This window comes from Bacillus paralicheniformis (genome assembly GCF_002993925.1).
GTDB classification, from domain to species: Bacteria; Bacillota; Bacilli; order Bacillales; family Bacillaceae; genus Bacillus; species Bacillus paralicheniformis.
Map to the genome: position 1 here is coordinate 42,501 of NZ_CP023665.1, position 20,000 is coordinate 62,500.

Below are 20,000 nucleotides of genomic sequence, written 5' to 3' on the forward strand. Positions count from 1 at the left end.
CGAATAAAACAGCTTTAAATCCTTCCATCCTTTATCTTGCATGTACTCCACTTCCCTTATGGTTATTTTCTAAAAATTACAACTGTTTCCCGCTTTCTTGACAGTGGGTATTCAAGTTGATAATCTACATATAATATTTTGCCGAAAAGAGGGGGATTTACTAATGTGGGAAAGCAAATTTTCGAAAGAAGGCTTAACATTTGATGATGTATTGCTCGTTCCGGCTAAATCGGAGGTACTTCCGCGTGACGTGGATTTATCGGTTGAGCTTACATCGTCCCTTAAGCTGAATGTTCCAATTATTAGTGCAGGCATGGATACAGTGACAGAAGCTCAAATGGCCATCGCGATGGCACGGCAGGGCGGATTGGGCATTATCCACAAAAACATGTCGATTGAACAGCAGGCTGAGCAGGTTGACAAAGTCAAACGTTCAGAGCGGGGCGTTATTACAAATCCGTTTTTCCTGACGCCAGAGCACCAAGTTTTTGATGCAGAACATTTGATGGGCAAATACAGAATTTCCGGTGTTCCGATTGTTGACAATGAAGAGGATCAGAAGCTGGTTGGAATTATTACAAACCGTGATCTGCGATTTATTTCTGATTACTCCATGAAGATCAGCGATGTTATGACAAAAGAAGAGCTTGTTACGGCTCCTGTTGGTACAACCCTGGATGAAGCGGAAAAAATTCTTCAAAAATACAAGATCGAAAAACTCCCTCTTTTAGATGATCAAGGTGTTTTAAAAGGGCTTATTACGATTAAAGACATTGAAAAAGTAATCGAATTCCCGAATTCAGCGAAGGATGTTCACGGCCGCCTATTGGTTGGAGCAGCGGTTGGTGTAACAGGTGACACAATGACACGCGTCAGAAAGCTTGTGGAAGCCAATGTCGATGTGATCGTCGTTGATACCGCGCACGGCCATTCACAAGGTGTCTTGGATACCGTTAAGAAAATCCGCGACACTTATCCTGAATTAAATATCATTGCCGGCAACGTCGCAACTGCCGAAGGAACAAAAGCGCTTATCGAAGCCGGAGCAAATGTAGTTAAAGTCGGTATCGGACCGGGTTCTATTTGTACAACCCGCGTAGTGGCCGGTGTCGGTGTTCCGCAAGTGACAGCGATTTACGATTGTGCGACTGAAGCAAGAAAACACGGTGCGGCGATTATTGCAGACGGCGGCATCAAGTTTTCCGGAGATATCGTCAAAGCCTTGGCTGCCGGCGGACATGCCGTCATGCTTGGAAGCCTTCTTGCCGGAACATCCGAAAGCCCAGGCGAGACTGAAATCTACCAAGGCAGACGCTTTAAAGTTTATCGCGGTATGGGTTCAGTAGCTGCAATGGAAAAAGGAAGCAAAGACCGCTACTTCCAAGAGGAAAACAAAAAATTCGTTCCGGAAGGCATTGAGGGCCGTACGCCTTATAAAGGTCCGGTTGCCGACACAGTTTATCAGCTTGTCGGCGGTTTGAAATCCGGCATGGGGTACTGCGGAACAAAAGATTTGCACGCACTGAGGGAAGATGCGCAGTTCATCCGCATGACAGGTGCAGGCCTGCGGGAAAGCCATCCTCACGATGTACAAATTACCAAAGAATCGCCTAACTATACCATTTCCTAATCAAATATGACAAAAATTAAACCGTAGACAGAGTAATACTCTGTCTATTTTTTTTTGCTTCCTTATGATAAAATTTATAATGTTGTGTTTGAAAAATGTCTTAAAAGGCTTTGATATAGATTATTAGTCTGATGAAAAGCGGAGGTATCACGATTTGAAAAGCAAGAGAATAAAGCAGCTGATCATGTTGATCGTTGCTTTTGCCGTGACTGTAGGTGCATTTTCTCCTATGTCGACAGCAAAAGCCGCAAATGATCCAATTAATGTAGACGCGAAAGCAGCAATCTTGGTGGAAGCTTCATCGGGGAAAATTTTGTACAGCAAAAATGCCGATCAGCGTCTTCCTGTTGCCAGCATGGCCAAAATGATGACGGAGTATCTTCTGTTGGAAGCGATTCACGAAGGCAAAGTGAAATGGGATCAGAAGTACACGCCTGACGATTATGTATACGAGATTTCCCAAGATCGTTCATTATCGAATGTTCCTCTTCGTAAAGACGGATCATACACTGTAAAAGAGCTTTATCAGGCGACTGCAATTTACTCTGCAAACGCGGCGGCTATTGCACTTTCTGAAATCGTTGCCGGTTCTGAATCAAAGTTCGTAGAGTTAATGAATAAAAAAGCCAAAGAGCTTGGAATGAAAGATTTCAAATTTGTGAATGCTACAGGTTTGGAAAACAAGGATCTTCACGGCAAACATCCGAGCGGAACAAATGCCAATGAAGAAAATGAAGTATCTGCGAGAGACATGGCGCTCCTTGCCGATCATTTAGTAAGCGATTATCCTGAAATCCTCGATACGGCGAGCATTGCCAAAACGAAGTTCAGAAAAGGCACAGACGATGAAATGGACATGCCGAACTGGAACTTTATGCTGAAAGGCCTAGTTCAGGAATATAAAGGTGTGGACGGGCTGAAAACCGGCTCAACGGACTCTGCCGGATCATGCTTTACGGCTACTGCCGAAAGAAACGGCATGAGAGTGATTTCCGTCGTTATGAATGCGAAAGGCGACCTTCATACGGGACGATTTAAAGAAACGAAAAAAATGCTTGATTATGCATTTGATAACTTCACGATGAAAGAGTTTTACGCAAAAGGCGCACAAGTGAAAGGCAACGAAACGGTCACAGTCGACAAAGGGAAAGAAACTGAAGTCGGCGTCGTAACGGAAAAAGCCTTTTCAATGCCTGTGAAGAACGGTGAAGAAAAGAATTACAAGGCGAAAGTGACGCTGAACAAAGACGAGCTGACCGCACCTGTTAAAAAAGGTGAGAAAGTCGGTACCTTGACGGCCTCCTATAAGGGAGAAGAAAAGGACTACGGATTTCTCGGCAGCGATGTATCAGGTGTAAACCTCGTGACAAAAGAAGATGATGAGAAAGCAAACTGGTTTATTTTAACGATGAGAAGCATCGGCGGCTTTTTTGCCGGTATTTGGAACAGCATTGTTGAAATGGTAACCGGCTGGTTTTAATCAATAAAGGGCTCTATCTGATAGGGCTCTTTATTGTCATATTCAGATAGAATTACCATTTACAATCCTAACAATTTGTTATTAAAATAGAAATAATCTTCGTGTTTTTCATATGATTTTGTGGAATTATAGGATACAATAGGATTAAATCTGACAATTCAATCTTTGATTAGGGGGATCCTTGAAATGGCTCAAACAGGTACTGATCGCGTAAAACGCGGTATGGCAGAAATGCAGAAAGGCGGCGTCATTATGGACGTTGTCAATGCCGAACAAGCAAAAATCGCAGAAGAAGCAGGAGCCGTCGCAGTCATGGCGCTGGAGCGCGTTCCGGCTGATATCCGTGCGGCAGGCGGAGTTGCCCGCATGGCAGATCCGACAATTGTCGAAGAAGTGATGAACGCTGTTTCAATCCCGGTTATGGCGAAAGCCCGCATCGGGCATATCGTTGAAGCGCGTGTTCTTGAAGCGCTCGGCGTTGACTATATTGATGAAAGTGAAGTTTTGACTCCTGCGGATGAAGAATTTCATTTAAATAAAAACGAATTTACCGTTCCATTTGTATGCGGATGCCGCGACCTCGGAGAAGCGACGCGCCGGATCGCAGAAGGAGCTTCAATGCTTCGTACGAAAGGCGAACCTGGTACGGGCAATATTGTGGAAGCTGTCCGCCATATGAGAAAGGTGAATGCTCAAGTGCGCAAAGTAGTCGGCATGAGCGATGACGAACTGATGACAGAAGCGAAAAACCTCGGCGCTCCGTATGAGCTGTTGAAGGAAATTAAAGCCGAAGGACGCCTTCCTGTTGTAAACTTTGCTGCCGGCGGTGTGGCAACACCTGCTGATGCTGCTTTAATGATGCAGCTTGGCGCTGACGGCGTATTCGTAGGGTCCGGTATTTTTAAATCCGACAACCCTGCTAAATTCGCGAAAGCAATCGTTGAAGCGACGACGCATTACACGGATTACAAACTGATTGCCGAGCTATCAAAAGAGCTTGGAACTGCGATGAAAGGGATTGAAATCTCAAATCTGCTGCCAGAACAGCGTATGCAAGAGCGCGGCTGGTAAACACGAAGGAGACGGATTGACATGCTGACAATTGGTGTACTTGGACTTCAGGGAGCAGTAAGAGAACATATTCGCTCAATTGAAGCATGCGGAGCAGCCGGAAAAGTCATTAAGTGGCCGGAAGAGTTAAAGGAAATCGACGGTTTGATTTTGCCGGGAGGGGAAAGCACGACGATGAGGCGCCTCATCGATACGTATCAGTTTATGAAGCCCCTTCAGGAGTTTGCCGCATCCGGAAAGCCGGTATTTGGAACTTGTGCTGGGCTGATTATCCTGGCGAAGAATATCGCCGGAGCGAATGATGCCCATCTTGGTGTTCTGGATGTAACCGTCGAACGGAATTCCTTTGGAAGACAAGTGGACAGCTTTGAAGCGGATTTAACCGTTAAAGGACTTGACGAACCGTTTACAGGCGTATTTATCCGCGCTCCGCACATTTTGGAAGCGGGCGCAGATGTGGAAGTGCTTTCGGAGCACAACGGTAGAATCGTCGCTGCCAAACAAGGAAATCTGCTCGGCTGTTCTTTCCACCCTGAGCTGACGGATGACCATAGAATGACGAAATTATTTGTCGAGATGGCGGAAAAGCATAAACAGGAAGCCGTCGTATAAAACGGTTGAAAGCTGTTAAAACTTGTAGTACATTTATAAGACAATATAGATCGAAAAGCGTTGATAGGAAGCAGTAGGAAGCCTCTCTTTCCAAGAGAGCCGATGGTTGGTGCGAATCGGCGAAAGATGCTGTCCGAATCCATCCTTGAGCGAAATGCTGAACAGTCAAAGTAGGCATTTACGGGAGAACCGTTATCAAAATGAAGCGGAAAACAGGAGGAAGACGCCTGTTTTCAATCAGGGTGGCAACGCGAGAGCTCTCGTCCCTTATATTTAGGGGACAAGGGCTCTTTTTTTCGGTCAAATCAGTATAAAAGGAGCGAGGCAGATGCTTGATATCAAACTGCTGCGGGCAAATTTGGAAGAAATCAAACAAAAGCTTGCCCACAGAGGAGAAGATTTATCAGATTTTGATCAATTTGAGGAATTGGATACAAAGAGAAGAGAATTGATCGTCAAAGTGGAAGAGCTGAAAGGAAAGCGCAATGAGGTATCTCAGCAGGTTGCCGCTTTAAAGCGCGAGAAAAAAGATGCTGACCACCTCATTAAAGAAATGCGCGAAGTCGGTGAAGACATTAAAAAACTTGATGAAGAGCTGAGAACGGTCGAATCTTCACTTGATAAAATCATGCTGTCTATCCCGAATATCCCCCATGAGTCTGTTCCGGTCGGTGAGACTGAAGACGACAACGTGGAAGTTCGCAAATGGGGCGAACTCCCCGGATTTTCATTTGAGCCGAAGCCTCATTGGGATATTGCCGATCAGTTGGATATTCTTGATTTTGAGCGGGCAGGCAAGGTTACGGGAAGCCGTTTCGTTTTCTATAAAGGGCTAGGCGCCAGACTTGAACGGGCATTGTATAACTTTATGCTTGATCTTCACGTAGACGAGTACGGCTATACGGAAGTCATCCCGCCGTACATGGTGAACCGCGCAAGCATGACAGGCACCGGACAGCTGCCGAAATTTGAGGAAGATGCCTTTAAAATCAGGGAAGAAGATTATTTCTTAATTCCGACGGCAGAAGTGCCAATTACGAACCTGCATCGCGATGAAATTTTGTCAGCTGACGAGTTGCCGATCAATTATGCGGCGTTCAGTGCGTGCTTCCGTTCAGAAGCAGGCTCAGCTGGCCGTGATACGCGCGGTTTGATTCGCCAGCACCAATTTAACAAGGTTGAACTGGTGAAATTCGTGAAGCCTGAGGATTCATATGAAGAGCTTGAAAAGCTGACAAATCAAGCGGAGAAAGTTCTTCAGCTGCTTGAGCTTCCTTATCGTGTGATGAGCATGTGTACGGGCGATCTAGGATTTACCGCTGCGAAAAAATACGATATCGAAGTATGGATTCCAAGCCAAAACACATATCGTGAAATTTCATCTTGCAGTAACTTCGAAGCTTTCCAGGCGAGACGGGCGAATATCAGATTCAGAAGGGAAGCAAAAGGAAAGCCTGAGCATGTCCATACCTTAAACGGCTCCGGCTTGGCTGTCGGCAGAACGGTTGCCGCATTATTGGAAAATTACCAGCAGGAGGACGGGAGCGTCATCATTCCTAAAGCGCTTCGTCCATACATGGGGAACAGAGATGTTATTCAACCATAAAAAGTGCGCGCCAAGAGGCGCGCTTTTTTTTATGCGAGAGACCAGACGGCGGCTACATTTCGGGCACAGCGGGTAAGATTTGAACTTCCATCGGCAAGGGCGTTTTCCAAGGAGCTGATCCCTGGCACAATCGAAAAGAGAGCGGAAATGCCGATATCATAAACAAGCTCGCAGCCTTCACCGAGCGATCCGGCAAATGCAATAACGGGAATATTCTCGCTGCGGGCGCGTTTTGCGACGCCGGCCGGCGTTTTTCCGCTGACTGTTTGGCCGTCTATTTTTCCCTCACCCGTAATGACAAGATCGGCTCCTTTAATACGTTCGGAAAAAGACAAAGTATCTAAAACAATGTCAACTCCGCTTTTTAATTCCGCTTTTAAAAAGGCACAGAGGCCTGCTCCTAATCCTCCGGCCGCTCCTGCTCCCGGAATTGAATCGATTTCGCACCCCAGCTCTGCTTTGACTGCAGCAGCATAATGTTTTAAGTTTTGATCCAAAAGAGCAGTCATTTCACTGTTCGCCCCTTTTTGCGGCCCAAATACGGCGGAGGCTCCGCGAGGTCCCGTAAGAGGATTATCGACATCACAGGCGGCTTCAAAGTGGATATGCTTTAACTGAGGATTGAGGCCGCTCACATCGATCTTGGCAATCTCAGCTAATGCACCGCCCCCATTTTCAATCTCTTCTCCATTGCGGTTTAGAAACTTCACACCCAGTGCTGCAGCCATTCCCGCTCCGCCGTCATTTGTCGCACTTCCGCCGAGTCCGATGATGATGTTGGACACCCCTTTTTTCGCAGCATTGAGAATCAGTTCTCCGGTTCCTCTCGTTGTCGTTAACAGGGGATTCCGCTGTTCAGGGGGCACGAGGTGAAGGCCTGACGCTTCAGCCATTTCGATGACAGCCGTTTTTCCGTCGCCAAGCAGGCCGTAAGCCGCCTTTACCGGCTTCCCGAGAGGGCCTGTGACCGTTTGCTGTACGATGTCTCCTCCGGTGGCGTCAATCAGAGCTTGAACGGTTCCTTCGCCTCCATCAGCAACCGGAATGTTGACGTATTCGGCGTCAGGCAGAACCGCTTTAAAGCCTTTTTCAATGCTTTTAGCCGCCTCAAGCGATGTCATGCTTTCTTTAAATGAATCAGGTGCGATTACGATTTTCATGGTACCTGCTCCTTTTTAAATAAAGAATTGAAAAATTCCAAAAATCAAAGTTGAGATAATGGTTAGGATTAAGCCGATGACTGACTCATATGGAATCAGCTTTAACCGTTCTTTCATGGACATGAAGACGCTGCCTCCCGTCGTATGAAAAAAGCTTCCGTGAGGCAGGTGATCGAGCACCGTTGCTCCGGCGTGAATCATTGCCGCACCTGCGAGGCCGGCGACGCCAAGATCAAGCAATGTCGGGCCGAATACGCTGCTGGCGACAGCTGTGCCGGCGGTTGTTGAGGCGGTTGCCATCGACATCAGCATGCCGGAAATGGGAGCTAAGAGAAACGACGGCAGACCCAAGCCGACAAGGGTGTCGGTAATGAAAGAATTGAGTTGGGAGTTGGCGATGATTCCCGCAAGCGTTCCAGTCCCGATCAGCATCACGGCAACACCTGACATCTTCGACAATCCTGAAGCGGCAAAATCCTTCAGTTTGCCCGCTTGTCCCGATGCAATCGCAGTGACGAGGCCTCCCGCCGGCAAAGCGATAATTGGATCAATCGTAATTCCTGCCGCGGGCCTTAAGGCGAGCAACAGGATGGAGACCATCGGACCGCTGATCGCCGCCCAAAATGCCGGCAGTTGTTGAGCCGTTTGGGTTTCAATCTCATTTGCAGCTACTCCTGTTCCTTTATTTGAAAGGCGTTTTGCTAGTAAATAAGTGGCGCCCAGTCCAAATATAGCGGGGATGATCCCGGCGGCCATCACGGATGTCAAAGGGATGTGAAAGGCATCTGAAGCAGCAATGGCATTAGGGTTTGGCGACATAATATTGCCCGCTTTTCCTCCGCCGATCATCGCCAACAGAATGGCCGCTTTGCTGATAAAGGTCCGCCTCGCAATCGCAAGGGCGATCGGTGCGACTGTGATGACGGCGACATCGACGAATACGCCGACCGTTGTTAAGATGGCTGTCGCCAATGTTAAAGCAAGCAGCGCTCTTTTTTCTCCAATTTTATTGACAATGGTTTCTGCAATCACCGCTGCGGAGCCGGATTGAATCAGAACGCCGGCGAGCACCCCTGCTGCCAAGATGCGGAGTACAGCAGGAATCATGTTTTTAGCACCCGCTATCATCAAATCCGTCGTCTCTATTAAATCTGCGCCGCCGATTAAGCCTCCGGCCAATGCGCCGATCATCATGCCGTAAGCCGGCGGGACTTTTTTCAGAATGAGAAAGATTGATATGGCTAATGCGCATAAGGCGCCTATTGCATTGATTTGAATATCCATCTGCATACCCTCCCTTACGTCCCATTGTAAACGCTTTCTGTACAAGGGAGAATTGGTCAGGTATACGGATTTCGTTCCTTTATCCTATATTAAAATTGTTCATTTGCACAAAATGGTGAAAAAAGCGTAATGGCTGTATACAGTTTGAATAGGTCGTCAAATCGTTTTGGATTGCATCCTGTCGCTATTTCAACCTTTCTCAGCCGGTAGTTTAATGTATTGCGGTGAATAAAGAGTCTTGATGAAGTTTCCCCAATTTCGCCATTTTCTTCTATATAGCAGAGGAGGGTATGGATTAATTCGCCCTTTTGATCTGCTTGGGAAAGGCGGTCCCAGATGTTTTGAAAATGAATCTCCTGATCCGGACGCTCTATTTTTGATAACAGAACGGGGATCGCAAACTCTCGATAATCGTATAAACTAGAGCTGTTTTTAGCAATCTTGAGCGTTTGTTTTGCACTTTGATAGGAGAATGGCAGCTGCTCAAGCTGATCCGCCTGCTCGCCAAGCGCGCCTCTGACCGTTTTCCATTGGCTGAGCCAGCCGTTCCAAGATGAAAAGAGATCAGCCCTGCTTTTAGCGGGAGCGCCTGCCAGAATAACTGTGATCTCTTTTAAAGAAATATTGGCGTACAAATCTTTCGCGGTTAAATGTTTTTCAAGTTTTTTAATAAATGCCGGCTTCATATCAGCGGATGGCAGCTCAAACACAAGACAAGTACGCTGGCCGTCTAGCGGTATATTCAATCGCTCCGCACGTTCAAGGAAGTCAAGGGATGCTAGGTCGGCCCCCTGAATCATTTGGATGACCGTTTCTTCCCGGAGCCTTTGATCCCATGTCAGCTGTTTTGTTAAAAATGCCTGTTCGACAGTCAGCTCTGCTGCCATTTTAACAAGTTCACCATATCGGCTGACTTCAGAAGGCGGCCCCGTGATTCCAATAACGCCGATTATTTCATCATGAAATACGATGGGAAGGTTTACGCCGGGCTTTGTTCCCGTTAAAGCCGAGCATTCTTCAGGCGTGATGCTGATAACCCTTTCAGCTGCAAGTGCGTCCTTCGCTCCGGCGTGTTCATCACCAATTCTCGAGCGGTCTCCTGAGGCGATGATAACCCCGTTTTCATCCATCATATTAATGTTGTGCCGAATAATCGACATGGTCCTGTCGACAATTTCCTCCGCCAATTCTTTTGATAGATAATTCATTTCATCATGCTCCTGCCTAAGATCTTGTTTTAAATGGTGATTGTTCCGTCGATCCAGCCTTTTATGAAAGGTTTTAAAGAAGATGCGGCCCATATTCGGCTGTCGTCTATATGATTCCAAACATAAATATCATTTTTCCGTATAGAGCCGTTAAAAATCGAATAAGCAAATAAATCGCCATTGCCCGCACCTGCTATAAATAACAGACAATCGAACGGCTTAAAAAAGTCGGTGCTTCTCATGTCTAGATTCTCTTCTATCATTCTGTATGCAGGCCAAATGAGATGATCCCCGAATGTATCATTAATGCCGTCTGTCGTTTTTAAAAGGCTGACCAGTTCATCTGGAAAAGAGACGCCGAGGAGTTCTTCTGCTTTCTGAAGCTCCTCTGTTTCAATAGGTCTGTTCAGCGTGTAATCTTGAGGTAAACGTTCTATAAAATGTTTCCACAATGCTATCACCCTTTGCGTTTATCATTATTTTTGCATATAATGAGAAGCGTGAACAATAAAATAAATTTTTTATGAAAAAATCTCTTGACTTAAAAAGATAGGACATGTTATATTAATTCTTGTCGATACGGAGGAATACCCAAGTCTGGCTGAAGGGATCGGTCTTGAAAACCGACAGGGGTGTCAAAGCCCGCGGGGGTTCGAATCCCTCTTCCTCCGCCATTATTGATTTGCATTTTAGTGATTGACTAAGCATAAATTGGAGATTGTGTTGCCGCTGCCTGGATAGGGCAGCGGTTTTTTTTTATATGCACAAGCAAAAAAAGAGCGGCTCTTCATGGGAATCCGCTCTTTTTGCTTGTTTATCTTTGAATAGCTTCACTGATTTTTTCAATGATTGGATCGAGGGAGGCAGAGTTGTTGAACAGATCGTATTCATCAATATTGACTCTGACAACCGGACAGGCGTTAAAGCCGCTGATCCAGTTTTCGTACCTTGTGTACATTTCTTCCCAATACGATCTGTCGGTTAACATTTCCATTTCTCGTCCGCGTTTTTTGATGCGGTCGAGAATCGATTCCAAATCGCCCTCCAAATAGACTAAAACGTCGGGGCGGGGGAAGTAAGGCGTCATGACCATCGCTTCAAACAGGCTTGTATACGTCTTATAATCGACTTTTGACATTGTGCCTTTATCGGCGTGCATTTTGGCGAAAATGCCTGTATCTTCATAAATTGAACGGTCTTGAACAAATCCGCCGCCCGATTCGTAAATGTATTTTTGCTCTTTGAAGCGTTCCGCTAAGAAGAAAATTTGCAGGTGAAAGCTCCAGCGTTCAAAGTCTTGGTAAAAAGCCTCCAAATAAGGGTTGTTCACAACCTCTTCAAGGGAAGTTTTAAATCCGAGTCTTTTTGCAAGCTCTTTTGTCAATGTGGATTTCCCCACTCCTACCGTTCCGGCAACAGTAATGATAGCATCTTTCGGAATAGCATATACACTCATTCTATATACTCCTTTACTTGATCGGCAATTCGATTGAAAACGGCTTCGGAGATCACGAAGTCTTCCTGATCTCCGTTAATTTCAATAACGGGTATTGGCGGATCGGATTCTTTAAATTGCTTAATGGCAGCCTCATAATCATTGATGAGCTGTTCCAGATATTGCTTGTCCATTTCCTGTTCAAACGGCCGTCCGCGTTTTTTGATCCGTTCCAATAACGTCGGAAGGCTTGCTTTTATGTAAATGATGACGTTTGGTTTTGGCAGATCTTCTGTAAGCAGATGATAAATTTTTCTGTATTTCTCAAGTTTTTTGCCTTCCAGCGTCCGTTCAGCAAAAATGAGGTTTTTATAAATATGATAGTCCGAAACAACGGGTATGTGGTGATGCAAATACTTCTTTTCGGTATCTTCAAGCTGCTTATAGCGATTGCAGAGGAAAAACATCTCAAGCTGAAAGCTCCATTCATCTTTGTCATCATAAAATTTATCAAGAAAAGGGTTTTCTTCGACGATTTCTTTAACCAAAGAGAGTGAGAGCTTTTCGGAGAGCATGCTGGCCAAGGTTGTTTTTCCCGCGCCGATGGGGCCTTCGACAGCGATGAAAGGGGCTGTGTTCATAGGTGTCCTCCTACTAAAGAAATTCATTTGTGAACCATACATATTGTATCACATCATCATCTTCTGCCATGAAAAAAACGTTCCTTTAACTTGGGAACGTTTCTTTCACAACATTAAATTGATCGGCTATCAAGAGCCAGTTTTGCGGGAAGGACAGGCCGAGCTTCCAATAGCTGATTCCCCTAAAATTCAATTCCCTAATCAGATCAAACTTTGCCTGAATCGAGCGGGCGTCTTCAAACCATACCTCATGCTGTTTGCCGGCATTGTCCGTATAGCGGAAGAAAGGAGCCTGGGCTGTTTCATCGTACTGTATCGCCGCATTGTTTTCACTCGCGATTGCAATTGCCCGCTGGGGACTGATTGCTCTGGCCAGCTGCCCGCCTGGCGTATGGGGGAGCGTCCAGTCATAACCGTACAAGTTCTGGCCCATGACGATTTTGCTGGCGGGCATTTCCGTGAGTGCGTATTCGATCACATCCCGTACGGGTCCGATCGGCGATACCGCCATCGGCGGCCCTCCGCTGTAGCCCCACTCATATGTCATCAGTACGACGAAATCGACAATCTCTCCGTGAGCCCGGTAATCATGGGCCTCATACCATTGTCCGGGCTGATCCGCTCTCGTTTTAGGCGCAAGCGCGGTTGAGATGAACCAGCCTTCCTGTTTGAAGCGGGCCCGTGCATCCCGTAAAAATTGATTATAGGCTTCTCTGTCTTCAGGCCTTAAGTATTCAAAATCAAAGTGGATGTCTTTAAAACCGTATCTTCTGGCGGCTGCAACAATGTTATCAAGCAATCTGTTTTTTACATTCTGGTCCGTCAAAATGATTCTGCCGAGTTCGTCGCTGAAAGCTTCATTTTCGAGATTGGTGACGATCATCATCATCGTAGTCCGGTGTCTGTCTGCAATTTCTTTTAAGTTGTTCAGCGGCGGTTCTTCGAGTGTGCCGTCCCGCTTCGCCTGGAAGCTGAAAGCACCCAAATAGGTCAAGTATGGCGAAGCCTCTCTTGCCGCCTGCTGTAGAGCGGGGCTGACGCTTTCTCCCCGCGGTTCAATATAAGCGTTTGTTTCAATGTTCCGTTTTGGCCGAGGGGGGATATAAAGCAGCAGCCCGACAGGCAAAATAGCGCTAACCTGAATGCGGTTGATCCTTGCCAGTTCAGCCGGAGAAATATTAAAGCGGGCTCCGATTAATGCTAATGTATCTCCTTGTCTGACCTCATAAAACTCGCCGGCGATCGGTATCACGATAGTTTGTCCGACAACAAGCCGATTCGGGTTCGGAATTTCATTCGTCGCGACAATTTCATTAACTGTTGTTCGGTAGCGATTCGCGATTTGATAAAGGGAATCGCCTCTTTTCACGACATAAATCTGAATGGGAAACGCCTCCTTTCTCATTGCTACCACTATATGAAGAAAGGAAGTGTTTCATGCTCAAGTTTCGGCGGTGATCTCTTTTGCCGTCGTAATATTGGCGAACAGAACATTTTCCATCATCGTCAACGCATATTTGTTGTCTTTTTCATTATTTGAGGCAATGCAATCGTGCGGAATCGTGATATCGTACTCCCTCATATAAGCGTCGTTTGCCGTAAATAACACGCAAATATTGCCTGCGATTCCCGTAATAATCAAATGGTCGACATGAAGTTCATTCAGCAATGTTTCAAGGGCGGTGCCGTAAAAAGCTGAGTGCTTTGGTTTGATTAAGAAATAATCGTTGTTATTCGGTGCGAGCCGGTCGATGATATATTCGCTTCTGTCGTTTTTGCATTTCTTGATAATGGCAGCAATATCCGCTTGCCAAATTCCAAAGTGGTCATTAATGTATATGATAGGCCATTTCTTTTTGGCTGCGTGTTCTTTTAATGCCAGAAGATGCTCGGTCATGTTTCTGGTCTTTTTGGAAAGAACGTCACCCATATCGAATTGAAAATCATTAATGATGTCGACTATAATGAGAGCTGAATTGGACAATGCGATTGTCTCCTTTCAGATTGCATATTCCTTTAACTATAAGTTAGCCTATTCTGTCGGGCGAAAAACATTGAAAGAGTGCATGCGGATGACACAAGACGAGTTTTATATGAAAGAAGCGATCAATGAAGCGAGAAAAGCTGAAGAAAAAGGCGAAGTGCCGATTGGCGCCGTACTGGTTCTGGATGGCGAAATTATTGCCCGCGCCCATAATTTGCGGGAAACCGAGCAAAGATCGGTTGCCCACGCAGAGATGCTCGTTATTGAAGAGGCATGCCGGAAGCTGGGAACCTGGCGGCTGGAGAGATCTGTTCTTTACGTTACCCTTGAGCCATGTCCGATGTGCGCCGGAGCGGCCGTTCTCTCCAGAATCGACAAAGTGGTGTTCGGAGCGTCTGATCCGAAAGGCGGCTGTGCGGGGACTTTGATGAATCTCCTGCAGGAAGAGAGATTCAATCATCAGGCTGAAGTCGTAAGCGGCGTAATGGAAGAAGAATGCGGCAGGATGCTAAGCGATTTTTTCAGAAAGCTCCGCGCAAAAAAGAAAGCGGAAAAGAAAAGGGAGCTGTGATGACGGAAATTTGCAATTTAGGGTGAAACAAGTTATACTAATGAGTGCGTCACATGAAGACGCAGCTTAAATAATTTGATATTTATTTTGCCGTGCTAAGCGGGGAGGTAGCGGTGCCCTGTACTCGCAATCCGCTCGAGCGAGGCCGAATCCCTTTCTCGAGGTTCGTTTACTTTAAGGTCTGCCTTAAGCAAGTGGTGTTGACGCTTGGGTCCTGCGCAATGGGAATCCATGAACCATGTCAGGTCCGGAAGGAAGCAGCATTAAGTGGAACCTTCCATGTGCCGCAGGGTTGCCTGGGCTGAGCTAACTGCTTAAGTAACGCTTAGGGTAGCGAATCGACAGAAGGTGCACGGTAAATCAATCATCAAATTAAGAACTCATCTATTTTAATATAGATGAGTTTTTTTCTTAAGAAGAGCTTTTGGATTTGAAAGCTGCTTCATGTATAATGGAAATGATGAAAACAAGAGGAGGGCGTGTTTGTGAGTTACCAGGCTTTATATAGAGTGTTCAGGCCGCAGTTGTTTGAAGATGTAGTCGGTCAGGAGCACATCACGAAAACGTTGCAAAATGCCCTTTTACAAAAGAAATTTTCGCACGCTTATCTGTTTTCCGGACCGAGGGGAACGGGAAAAACAAGCGCCGCAAAACTGTTTGCCAAAGCTGTCAACTGTGAGCACGCTCCGGTCAGTGAACCGTGCAATGAATGCTCCGCGTGCAAAGGCATTACAAACGGTTCGATTTCAGATGTAATTGAAATTGACGCCGCTTCTAACAACGGTGTAGATGAAATACGCGACATCCGCGACAAGGTGAAATTTGCCCCGTCTGCCGTCACGTATAAAGTATATATCATAGATGAAGTACATATGCTTTCTATCGGCGCATTCAACGCCCTTCTAAAAACGCTTGAAGAGCCGCCGGAACATTGTATCTTTATTCTCGCAACAACAGAGCCTCATAAAATTCCTTTAACGATTATTTCTAGATGTCAGCGATTTGATTTTAAGAGGATTACCTCACAGGCAATTGTCGGACGAATGGAAAAAATCGTCGAAGCTGAACAGTTCAAGGTGCAGGATGGCGCCTTAGACATCATCGCCAGTGCTGCCGACGGCGGCATGAGGGATGCGCTGAGCCTGCTCGATCAGGCTGTATCATTCAGCGGAGATGAGCTGACGGTGGATGATGCGCTGCTGATAACAGGGGCTGTGTCACAGCACTATATTGGAAAGCTCGCCTCAACCCTCCACGAAAAAAATGTTTCCGGCGCTTTGGAAACATTGAACGAACTGCTCCAGCAGGGAAAAGACCCGGCAAAATTAATCGAGGATATGATTTTCTACTTCAGGGATATGCTTCTTTATCAAACGGCGCCTGATTTAGAAGGCGTTCTTGAAAAGGTGAAGGTGGACGAAGAGTTCCAAGCTCTGTCCCGGCAAATTCCTGCACCAGACCTTTACGAAATGATCGATATATTAAATAAAAGCCATCAGGAAATGAAATGGACGAACCATCCGCGTATCTTCTTTGAAGTTGCAGTTGTGAAGCTCTGCCAGGGACCAAAAGCAGGGGCATCCGCGGCCGCACAGCCGGAAGTGGATAATCTCGTCAACAAGGTTCGGCAGCTTGAGCAGGAGATTGAGAAGCTTAAAACACAAGGTGTACAGGTTTCTTCGGCTCCCGCCCAGCCTAAAGAAACGTCCCGTCCGCAAAAAAGCGTGAAAAGCGCATATAAAGCGCCTGTCGGCCGTATTCATGAAATATTAAAAGATGCTACAAGACCGGACCTCGAAAAATTGAAGGGCTGCTGGGGACAATTGCTTGCCCAGCTTAAACAGCAGAATAAAGTATCGCATGCTGCCCTTTTAAATGACAGCGAGCCGGTGGCTGCATCTTCAAAAGCATTTGTCCTCGCATTCAAATACGAAATTCACTGTAAAATGGTAGCTGAAGACAATAATGGAGTCAGGACAAATCTGGAGCAAATTTTGGATGGAATGCTCGGCGGAAGGATAGATATAGTTGGCGTTCACGAAGCCCAATGGGGTAAAATAAGAGAAGAATTTCTGCAGGATCATCAGCCGGAAGATTCTGAAGCAAATGAACCGAAAGAAGAAGATCCGCTCGTATCAGAAGCTAAAAAACTGTTCGGAGCGGAACTGATTGAAATTAAAGAATAAAAACATGAAAGAGAGTGGATTTGAGTATGCGCGGTGGAATGGGTAACATGCAGAAAATGATGAAGCAAATGCAAAAAATGCAAAAGGATATGCAAAAGGCACAGGAGGAACTGGCAGAAAAAGTACTCGAAGGTACTGCGGGCGGCGGAATGGTGACTGTTAAGGTAAACGGCCAAAAAGAAGTCATCGACGTCATCATCAAAGAGGAAGTCGTAGACCCTGAAGATGTTGAAATGCTTCAAGATCTTGTCCTTGCAGCGACAAACGATGCTTTGAAAAAAGTCGACGATGTAACAAATGAAACGATGGGTAAGTTTACAAAAGGAATGAACATGCCGGGTTTATTCTAGGAGGAAAATAAGAATGCAGTATCCTGAACCAATATCAAAGCTGATTGACAGCTTTATGAAATTGCCAGGAATCGGACCCAAGACGGCGGTCCGTCTGGCTTTTTTTGTTCTTAGTATGAAAGAAGACGTCGTGTTAGATTTTGCAAAAGCATTGGTAAACGCAAAGCGCAATTTGACATATTGCTCGGTTTGCGGACATATAACAGATCAAGATCCTTGCTATATTTGTGAAGATACGAGAAGAGACAAATCGGTCATATGTGTTGTTCAGGATCCGAAAGATGTCATTGCTATGGAGAAAATGAAGGAATACAGCGGACTGTACCATGTTTTGCATGGTGCGATTTCTCCGATGGACGGCATCGGTCCGGAAGATATTAAAATACCCGAATTGCTGAAACGGTTGCAGGATGATCAGGTGACTGAAGTCATTCTCGCGACAAACCCGAATATAGAAGGAGAAGCAACGGCCATGTACATTTCAAGGCTTTTAAAGCCGTCTGGTATCAAGCTGTCACGAATTGCCCATGGACTTCCGGTCGGAGGCGATTTGGAGTATGCAGATGAAGTCACTCTTTCTAAAGCGCTTGAAGGCAGACGTGAAATGTAGAGGGAGGAGATTGCATTACCATGGGTTTTCTTCGGAAAAAGAAGCTTAGAAAAGAATTTGATAACAAGCTGATTGAACAGCTGATCCATCAAAAGGAAGAATGGAACAGGCAAAAGCGGCTGATTGAAAACAGTCTTGAGCCTTCGCCAGAAGTTCTTTACGAATTAAAGGTTGCCGAGTCAAAGTACTTTTTTTATTTGCGGGAAGCAAAAAAAAGAAATATAAGGATCGGCAGCTGGAAGTAGCAGGTCTATTCGCATGATTCCCATCATATGCTTGTACAAGAACGAGCGAGGAGTGATGGAATTCATGGGATCTGTTATCTTTATCGGGGCAATTGTCGCTTTGGTTGCCCTGTTGTTTTTTTCAAAAACATCATTTAAACCTTTGCGATTAATCGGAAGAATAGCGGTTAGATTTGTAGTCGGCGCTTTGTTTTTATTCTGTGTGAATCTGTTTGGCGAGAGCGTGGGCATTCACGTGCCGATTAATATTGTAACAACCGGAGTGAGCGGATTATTGGGGGTTCCCGGTGTAGCAGCTCTTATTGTTATTAAACAATTTATCGCAATATAATTTCTTGTTGACAATTTTATTTAAAGGTGTTAAATTAGTATTCGTCGCTGATGACGAATAATTTTTTCGAAAAAAAGTTGTTGACGACATCACGATTAAATGTTAAGATATTATAGTCGCTTTGAGAGCGGCGATGAAGTTCTTTGAAAACTAAACAAGACAAACGTACCTGTTAATTCATTAAATAAATCGCACATGCGAATGTGCGTAGTCAGGGGCCTGCACGATGCAGGTCATGCAGATGTTGTCACAGGATGTGACGAACTTAATCTGCGCTCCATTATTTCATGGAGAGTTTGATCCTGGCTCAGGACGAACGCTGGCGGCGTGCCTAATACATGCAAGTCGAGCGGACAGATGGGAGCTTGCTCCCTGATGTCAGCGGCGGACGGGTGAGTAACACGTGGGTAACCTGCCTGTAAGACTGGGATAACTCCGGGAAACCGGGGCTAATACCGGATGCTTAATTGAACCGCATGGTTCAATTATAAAAGGTGGCTTCGGCTATCACTTACAGATGGACCCGCGGCGCATTAGCTAGTTGGTGAGGTAACGGCTCACCAAGGCAACGATGCGTAGCCGACCTGAGAGGGTGATCGGCCACACTGGGACTGAGACACGGCCCAGACTCCTACGGGAGGCAGCAGTAGGGAATCTTCCGCAATGGACGAAAGTCTGACGGAGCAACGCCGCGTGAGTGATGAAGGTTTTCGGATCGTAAAACTCTGTTGTTAGGGAAGAACAAGTACCGTTCGAATAGGGCGGTACCTTGACGGTACCTAACCAGAAAGCCACGGCTAACTACGTGCCAGCAGCCGCGGTAATACGTAGGTGGCAAGCGTTGTCCGGAATTATTGGGCGTAAAGCGCGCGCAGGCGGTTTCTTAAGTCTGATGTGAAAGCCCCCGGCTCAACCGGGGAGGGTCATTGGAAACTGGGGAACTTGAGTGCAGAAGAGGAGAGTGGAATTCCACGTGTAGCGGTGAAATGCGTAGAGATGTGGAGGAACACCAGTGGCGAAGGCGACTCTCTGGTCTGTAACTGACGCTGAGGCGCGAAAGCGTGGGGAGCGAACAGGATTAGATACCCTGGTAGTCCACGCCGTAAACGATGAGTGCTAAGTGTTAGAGGGTTTCCGCCCTTTAGTGCTGCAGCAAACGCATTAAGCACTCCGCCTGGGGAGTACGGTCGCAAGACTGAAACTCAAAGGAATTGACGGGGGCCCGCACAAGCGGTGGAGCATGTGGTTTAATTCGAAGCAACGCGAAGAACCTTACCAGGTCTTGACATCCTCTGACAACCCTAGAGATAGGGCTTCCCCTTCGGGGGCAGAGTGACAGGTGGTGCATGGTTGTCGTCAGCTCGTGTCGTGAGATGTTGGGTTAAGTCCCGCAACGAGCGCAACCCTTGATCTTAGTTGCCAGCATTCAGTTGGGCACTCTAAGGTGACTGCCGGTGACAAACCGGAGGAAGGTGGGGATGACGTCAAATCATCATGCCCCTTATGACCTGGGCTACACACGTGCTACAATGGGCAGAACAAAGGGCAGCGAAGCCGCGAGGCTAAGCCAATCCCACAAATCTGTTCTCAGTTCGG

20 protein-coding genes, 1 tRNA gene, 1 rRNA gene, 1 other RNA gene and 1 other annotated feature (2 of these 24 cut by a window edge) are annotated in these 20,000 nt (G+C 46.3%); of the genes, 14 read left to right on the forward strand and 9 right to left on the reverse strand.

Annotated elements, in window-relative coordinates; genetic code table 11:
- Positions 1 to 42 carry the 5' end (the start) of a YaaC family protein gene (locus CP943_RS00215; protein WP_075212997.1) on the reverse strand. 936 nt of this gene lie to the left of the window's left edge, so only the first 42 of its 978 coding nucleotides appear in the window; the start codon lies at positions 40 to 42; its stop codon lies off the left edge, out of view.
- A gap of 121 nt (positions 43 to 163) precedes the next feature.
- Between CP943_RS00215 and guaB the strand changes: the two genes are divergently transcribed.
- From guaB to serS, 5 genes are all read left to right on the forward strand, one after another.
- Positions 164 to 1,630 (forward strand): IMP dehydrogenase, encoded by a 1,467-nt coding sequence (gene guaB / locus CP943_RS00220; RefSeq protein WP_095293104.1) that lies wholly within the window; start codon positions 164 to 166, stop codon positions 1,628 to 1,630.
- Between the two features lie 184 nt (positions 1,631 to 1,814).
- Complete coding sequence (gene dacA, locus CP943_RS00225) at positions 1,815 to 3,110, forward strand: D-alanyl-D-alanine carboxypeptidase (protein ID WP_031305058.1); 1,296 nt, start codon at positions 1,815 to 1,817, stop codon at positions 3,108 to 3,110.
- A 186-nt stretch (positions 3,111 to 3,296) separates the two neighbouring features.
- Positions 3,297 to 4,181, forward strand: coding sequence for a pyridoxal 5'-phosphate synthase lyase subunit PdxS (gene pdxS, locus CP943_RS00230; protein WP_020449771.1), 885 nt, complete (start codon positions 3,297 to 3,299; stop codon positions 4,179 to 4,181).
- 21 nt (positions 4,182 to 4,202) lie between these two features.
- Positions 4,203 to 4,793 carry a pyridoxal 5'-phosphate synthase glutaminase subunit PdxT gene (pdxT, locus tag CP943_RS00235; RefSeq protein ID WP_025810896.1) on the forward strand — a complete coding sequence of 197 codons (591 nt, stop codon included), beginning with the start codon at positions 4,203 to 4,205 and terminating at the stop codon, positions 4,791 to 4,793.
- A 51-nt stretch (positions 4,794 to 4,844) separates the two neighbouring features.
- Positions 4,845 to 5,064, forward strand: a binding site (T-box leader).
- A 57-nt stretch (positions 5,065 to 5,121) separates the two neighbouring features.
- Entirely contained in the window at positions 5,122 to 6,399 is a 1,278-nt protein-coding gene (serS, locus tag CP943_RS00240; RefSeq protein ID WP_026579009.1) for a serine--tRNA ligase, read from the forward strand.
- 29 nt (positions 6,400 to 6,428) lie between these two features.
- Here serS and CP943_RS00245 read toward each other — a convergent pair whose 3' ends face one another.
- From CP943_RS00245 to CP943_RS00260, 4 genes are all read right to left on the reverse strand, one after another.
- Positions 6,429 to 7,559, reverse strand: coding sequence for a glycerate kinase (locus CP943_RS00245; protein ID WP_105980617.1), 1,131 nt, complete (start codon positions 7,557 to 7,559; stop codon positions 6,429 to 6,431).
- A gap of 15 nt (positions 7,560 to 7,574) precedes the next feature.
- Entirely contained in the window at positions 7,575 to 8,843 is a 1,269-nt protein-coding gene (locus tag CP943_RS00250) for a GntP family permease (RefSeq protein WP_105980618.1), read from the reverse strand.
- Positions 8,844 to 8,932: 89 nt separating this feature from the next.
- Positions 8,933 to 10,051, reverse strand: coding sequence for a CdaR family transcriptional regulator (locus CP943_RS00255; protein ID WP_035337531.1), 1,119 nt, complete (start codon positions 10,049 to 10,051; stop codon positions 8,933 to 8,935).
- A gap of 29 nt (positions 10,052 to 10,080) precedes the next feature.
- Positions 10,081 to 10,503, reverse strand: coding sequence for an SMI1/KNR4 family protein (locus CP943_RS00260; protein WP_026579012.1), 423 nt, complete (start codon positions 10,501 to 10,503; stop codon positions 10,081 to 10,083).
- A gap of 129 nt (positions 10,504 to 10,632) precedes the next feature.
- Between CP943_RS00260 and CP943_RS00265 the strand changes: the two genes are divergently transcribed.
- Positions 10,633 to 10,725 (forward strand) — tRNA-Ser (locus CP943_RS00265).
- A gap of 140 nt (positions 10,726 to 10,865) precedes the next feature.
- On the opposite strand, the gene CP943_RS00270 is transcribed toward CP943_RS00265, so the two are convergent.
- From CP943_RS00270 to CP943_RS00285, 4 genes are all read right to left on the reverse strand, one after another.
- Positions 10,866 to 11,507 (reverse strand): deoxynucleoside kinase, encoded by a 642-nt coding sequence (locus CP943_RS00270; protein ID WP_020449778.1) that lies wholly within the window; start codon positions 11,505 to 11,507, stop codon positions 10,866 to 10,868.
- Positions 11,504 to 12,127 (reverse strand): deoxynucleoside kinase, encoded by a 624-nt coding sequence (locus CP943_RS00275; RefSeq protein ID WP_026579013.1) that lies wholly within the window; start codon positions 12,125 to 12,127, stop codon positions 11,504 to 11,506. The genes CP943_RS00270 and CP943_RS00275 overlap by 4 nt, the downstream gene beginning before the upstream one ends.
- 85 nt (positions 12,128 to 12,212) lie before the next feature.
- Positions 12,213 to 13,532, reverse strand: coding sequence for a glycoside hydrolase family 18 protein (locus CP943_RS00280; protein ID WP_105980619.1), 1,320 nt, complete (start codon positions 13,530 to 13,532; stop codon positions 12,213 to 12,215).
- Between the two features lie 36 nt (positions 13,533 to 13,568).
- On the reverse strand, positions 13,569 to 14,057 hold the full coding sequence (locus CP943_RS00285) for a cysteine hydrolase family protein (RefSeq protein ID WP_229128912.1): 489 nt from the start codon (positions 14,055 to 14,057) through the stop codon (positions 13,569 to 13,571).
- A 142-nt stretch (positions 14,058 to 14,199) separates the two neighbouring features.
- On the opposite strand from CP943_RS00285, the gene tadA reads away from it, so the two are divergent.
- The 8 genes from tadA to CP943_RS00325 form a co-directional block, all read left to right on the forward strand.
- Positions 14,200 to 14,682: a tRNA adenosine(34) deaminase TadA gene (gene tadA, locus CP943_RS00290; protein ID WP_025810903.1), complete on the forward strand. Its 483-nt coding sequence runs from the start codon at positions 14,200 to 14,202 to the stop codon at positions 14,680 to 14,682.
- Between the two features lie 90 nt (positions 14,683 to 14,772).
- An RNA gene (gene ffs / locus CP943_RS00295) (signal recognition particle sRNA large type) lies at positions 14,773 to 15,038 on the forward strand.
- A 129-nt stretch (positions 15,039 to 15,167) separates the two neighbouring features.
- On the forward strand, positions 15,168 to 16,868 hold the full coding sequence (gene dnaX, locus CP943_RS00300; RefSeq protein WP_105980620.1) for a DNA polymerase III subunit gamma/tau: 1,701 nt from the start codon (positions 15,168 to 15,170) through the stop codon (positions 16,866 to 16,868).
- Between the two features lie 26 nt (positions 16,869 to 16,894).
- Complete coding sequence (locus tag CP943_RS00305) at positions 16,895 to 17,218, forward strand: YbaB/EbfC family nucleoid-associated protein (protein WP_023856408.1); 324 nt, start codon at positions 16,895 to 16,897, stop codon at positions 17,216 to 17,218.
- A 13-nt stretch (positions 17,219 to 17,231) separates the two neighbouring features.
- Positions 17,232 to 17,828 (forward strand): recombination protein RecR, encoded by a 597-nt coding sequence (recR, locus tag CP943_RS00310; protein ID WP_020449786.1) that lies wholly within the window; start codon positions 17,232 to 17,234, stop codon positions 17,826 to 17,828.
- A 20-nt stretch (positions 17,829 to 17,848) separates the two neighbouring features.
- Positions 17,849 to 18,073: a YaaL family protein gene (locus CP943_RS00315; RefSeq protein WP_023856407.1), complete on the forward strand. Its 225-nt coding sequence runs from the start codon at positions 17,849 to 17,851 to the stop codon at positions 18,071 to 18,073.
- A gap of 64 nt (positions 18,074 to 18,137) precedes the next feature.
- Positions 18,138 to 18,404, forward strand: a complete 267-nt coding sequence (locus tag CP943_RS00320) for a pro-sigmaK processing inhibitor BofA family protein (RefSeq protein ID WP_025810906.1) — start codon at positions 18,138 to 18,140, stop codon at positions 18,402 to 18,404.
- A gap of 284 nt (positions 18,405 to 18,688) precedes the next feature.
- A 16S ribosomal RNA gene (locus CP943_RS00325) occupies positions 18,689 to 20,000 on the forward strand (it continues 237 nt past the right edge of the window).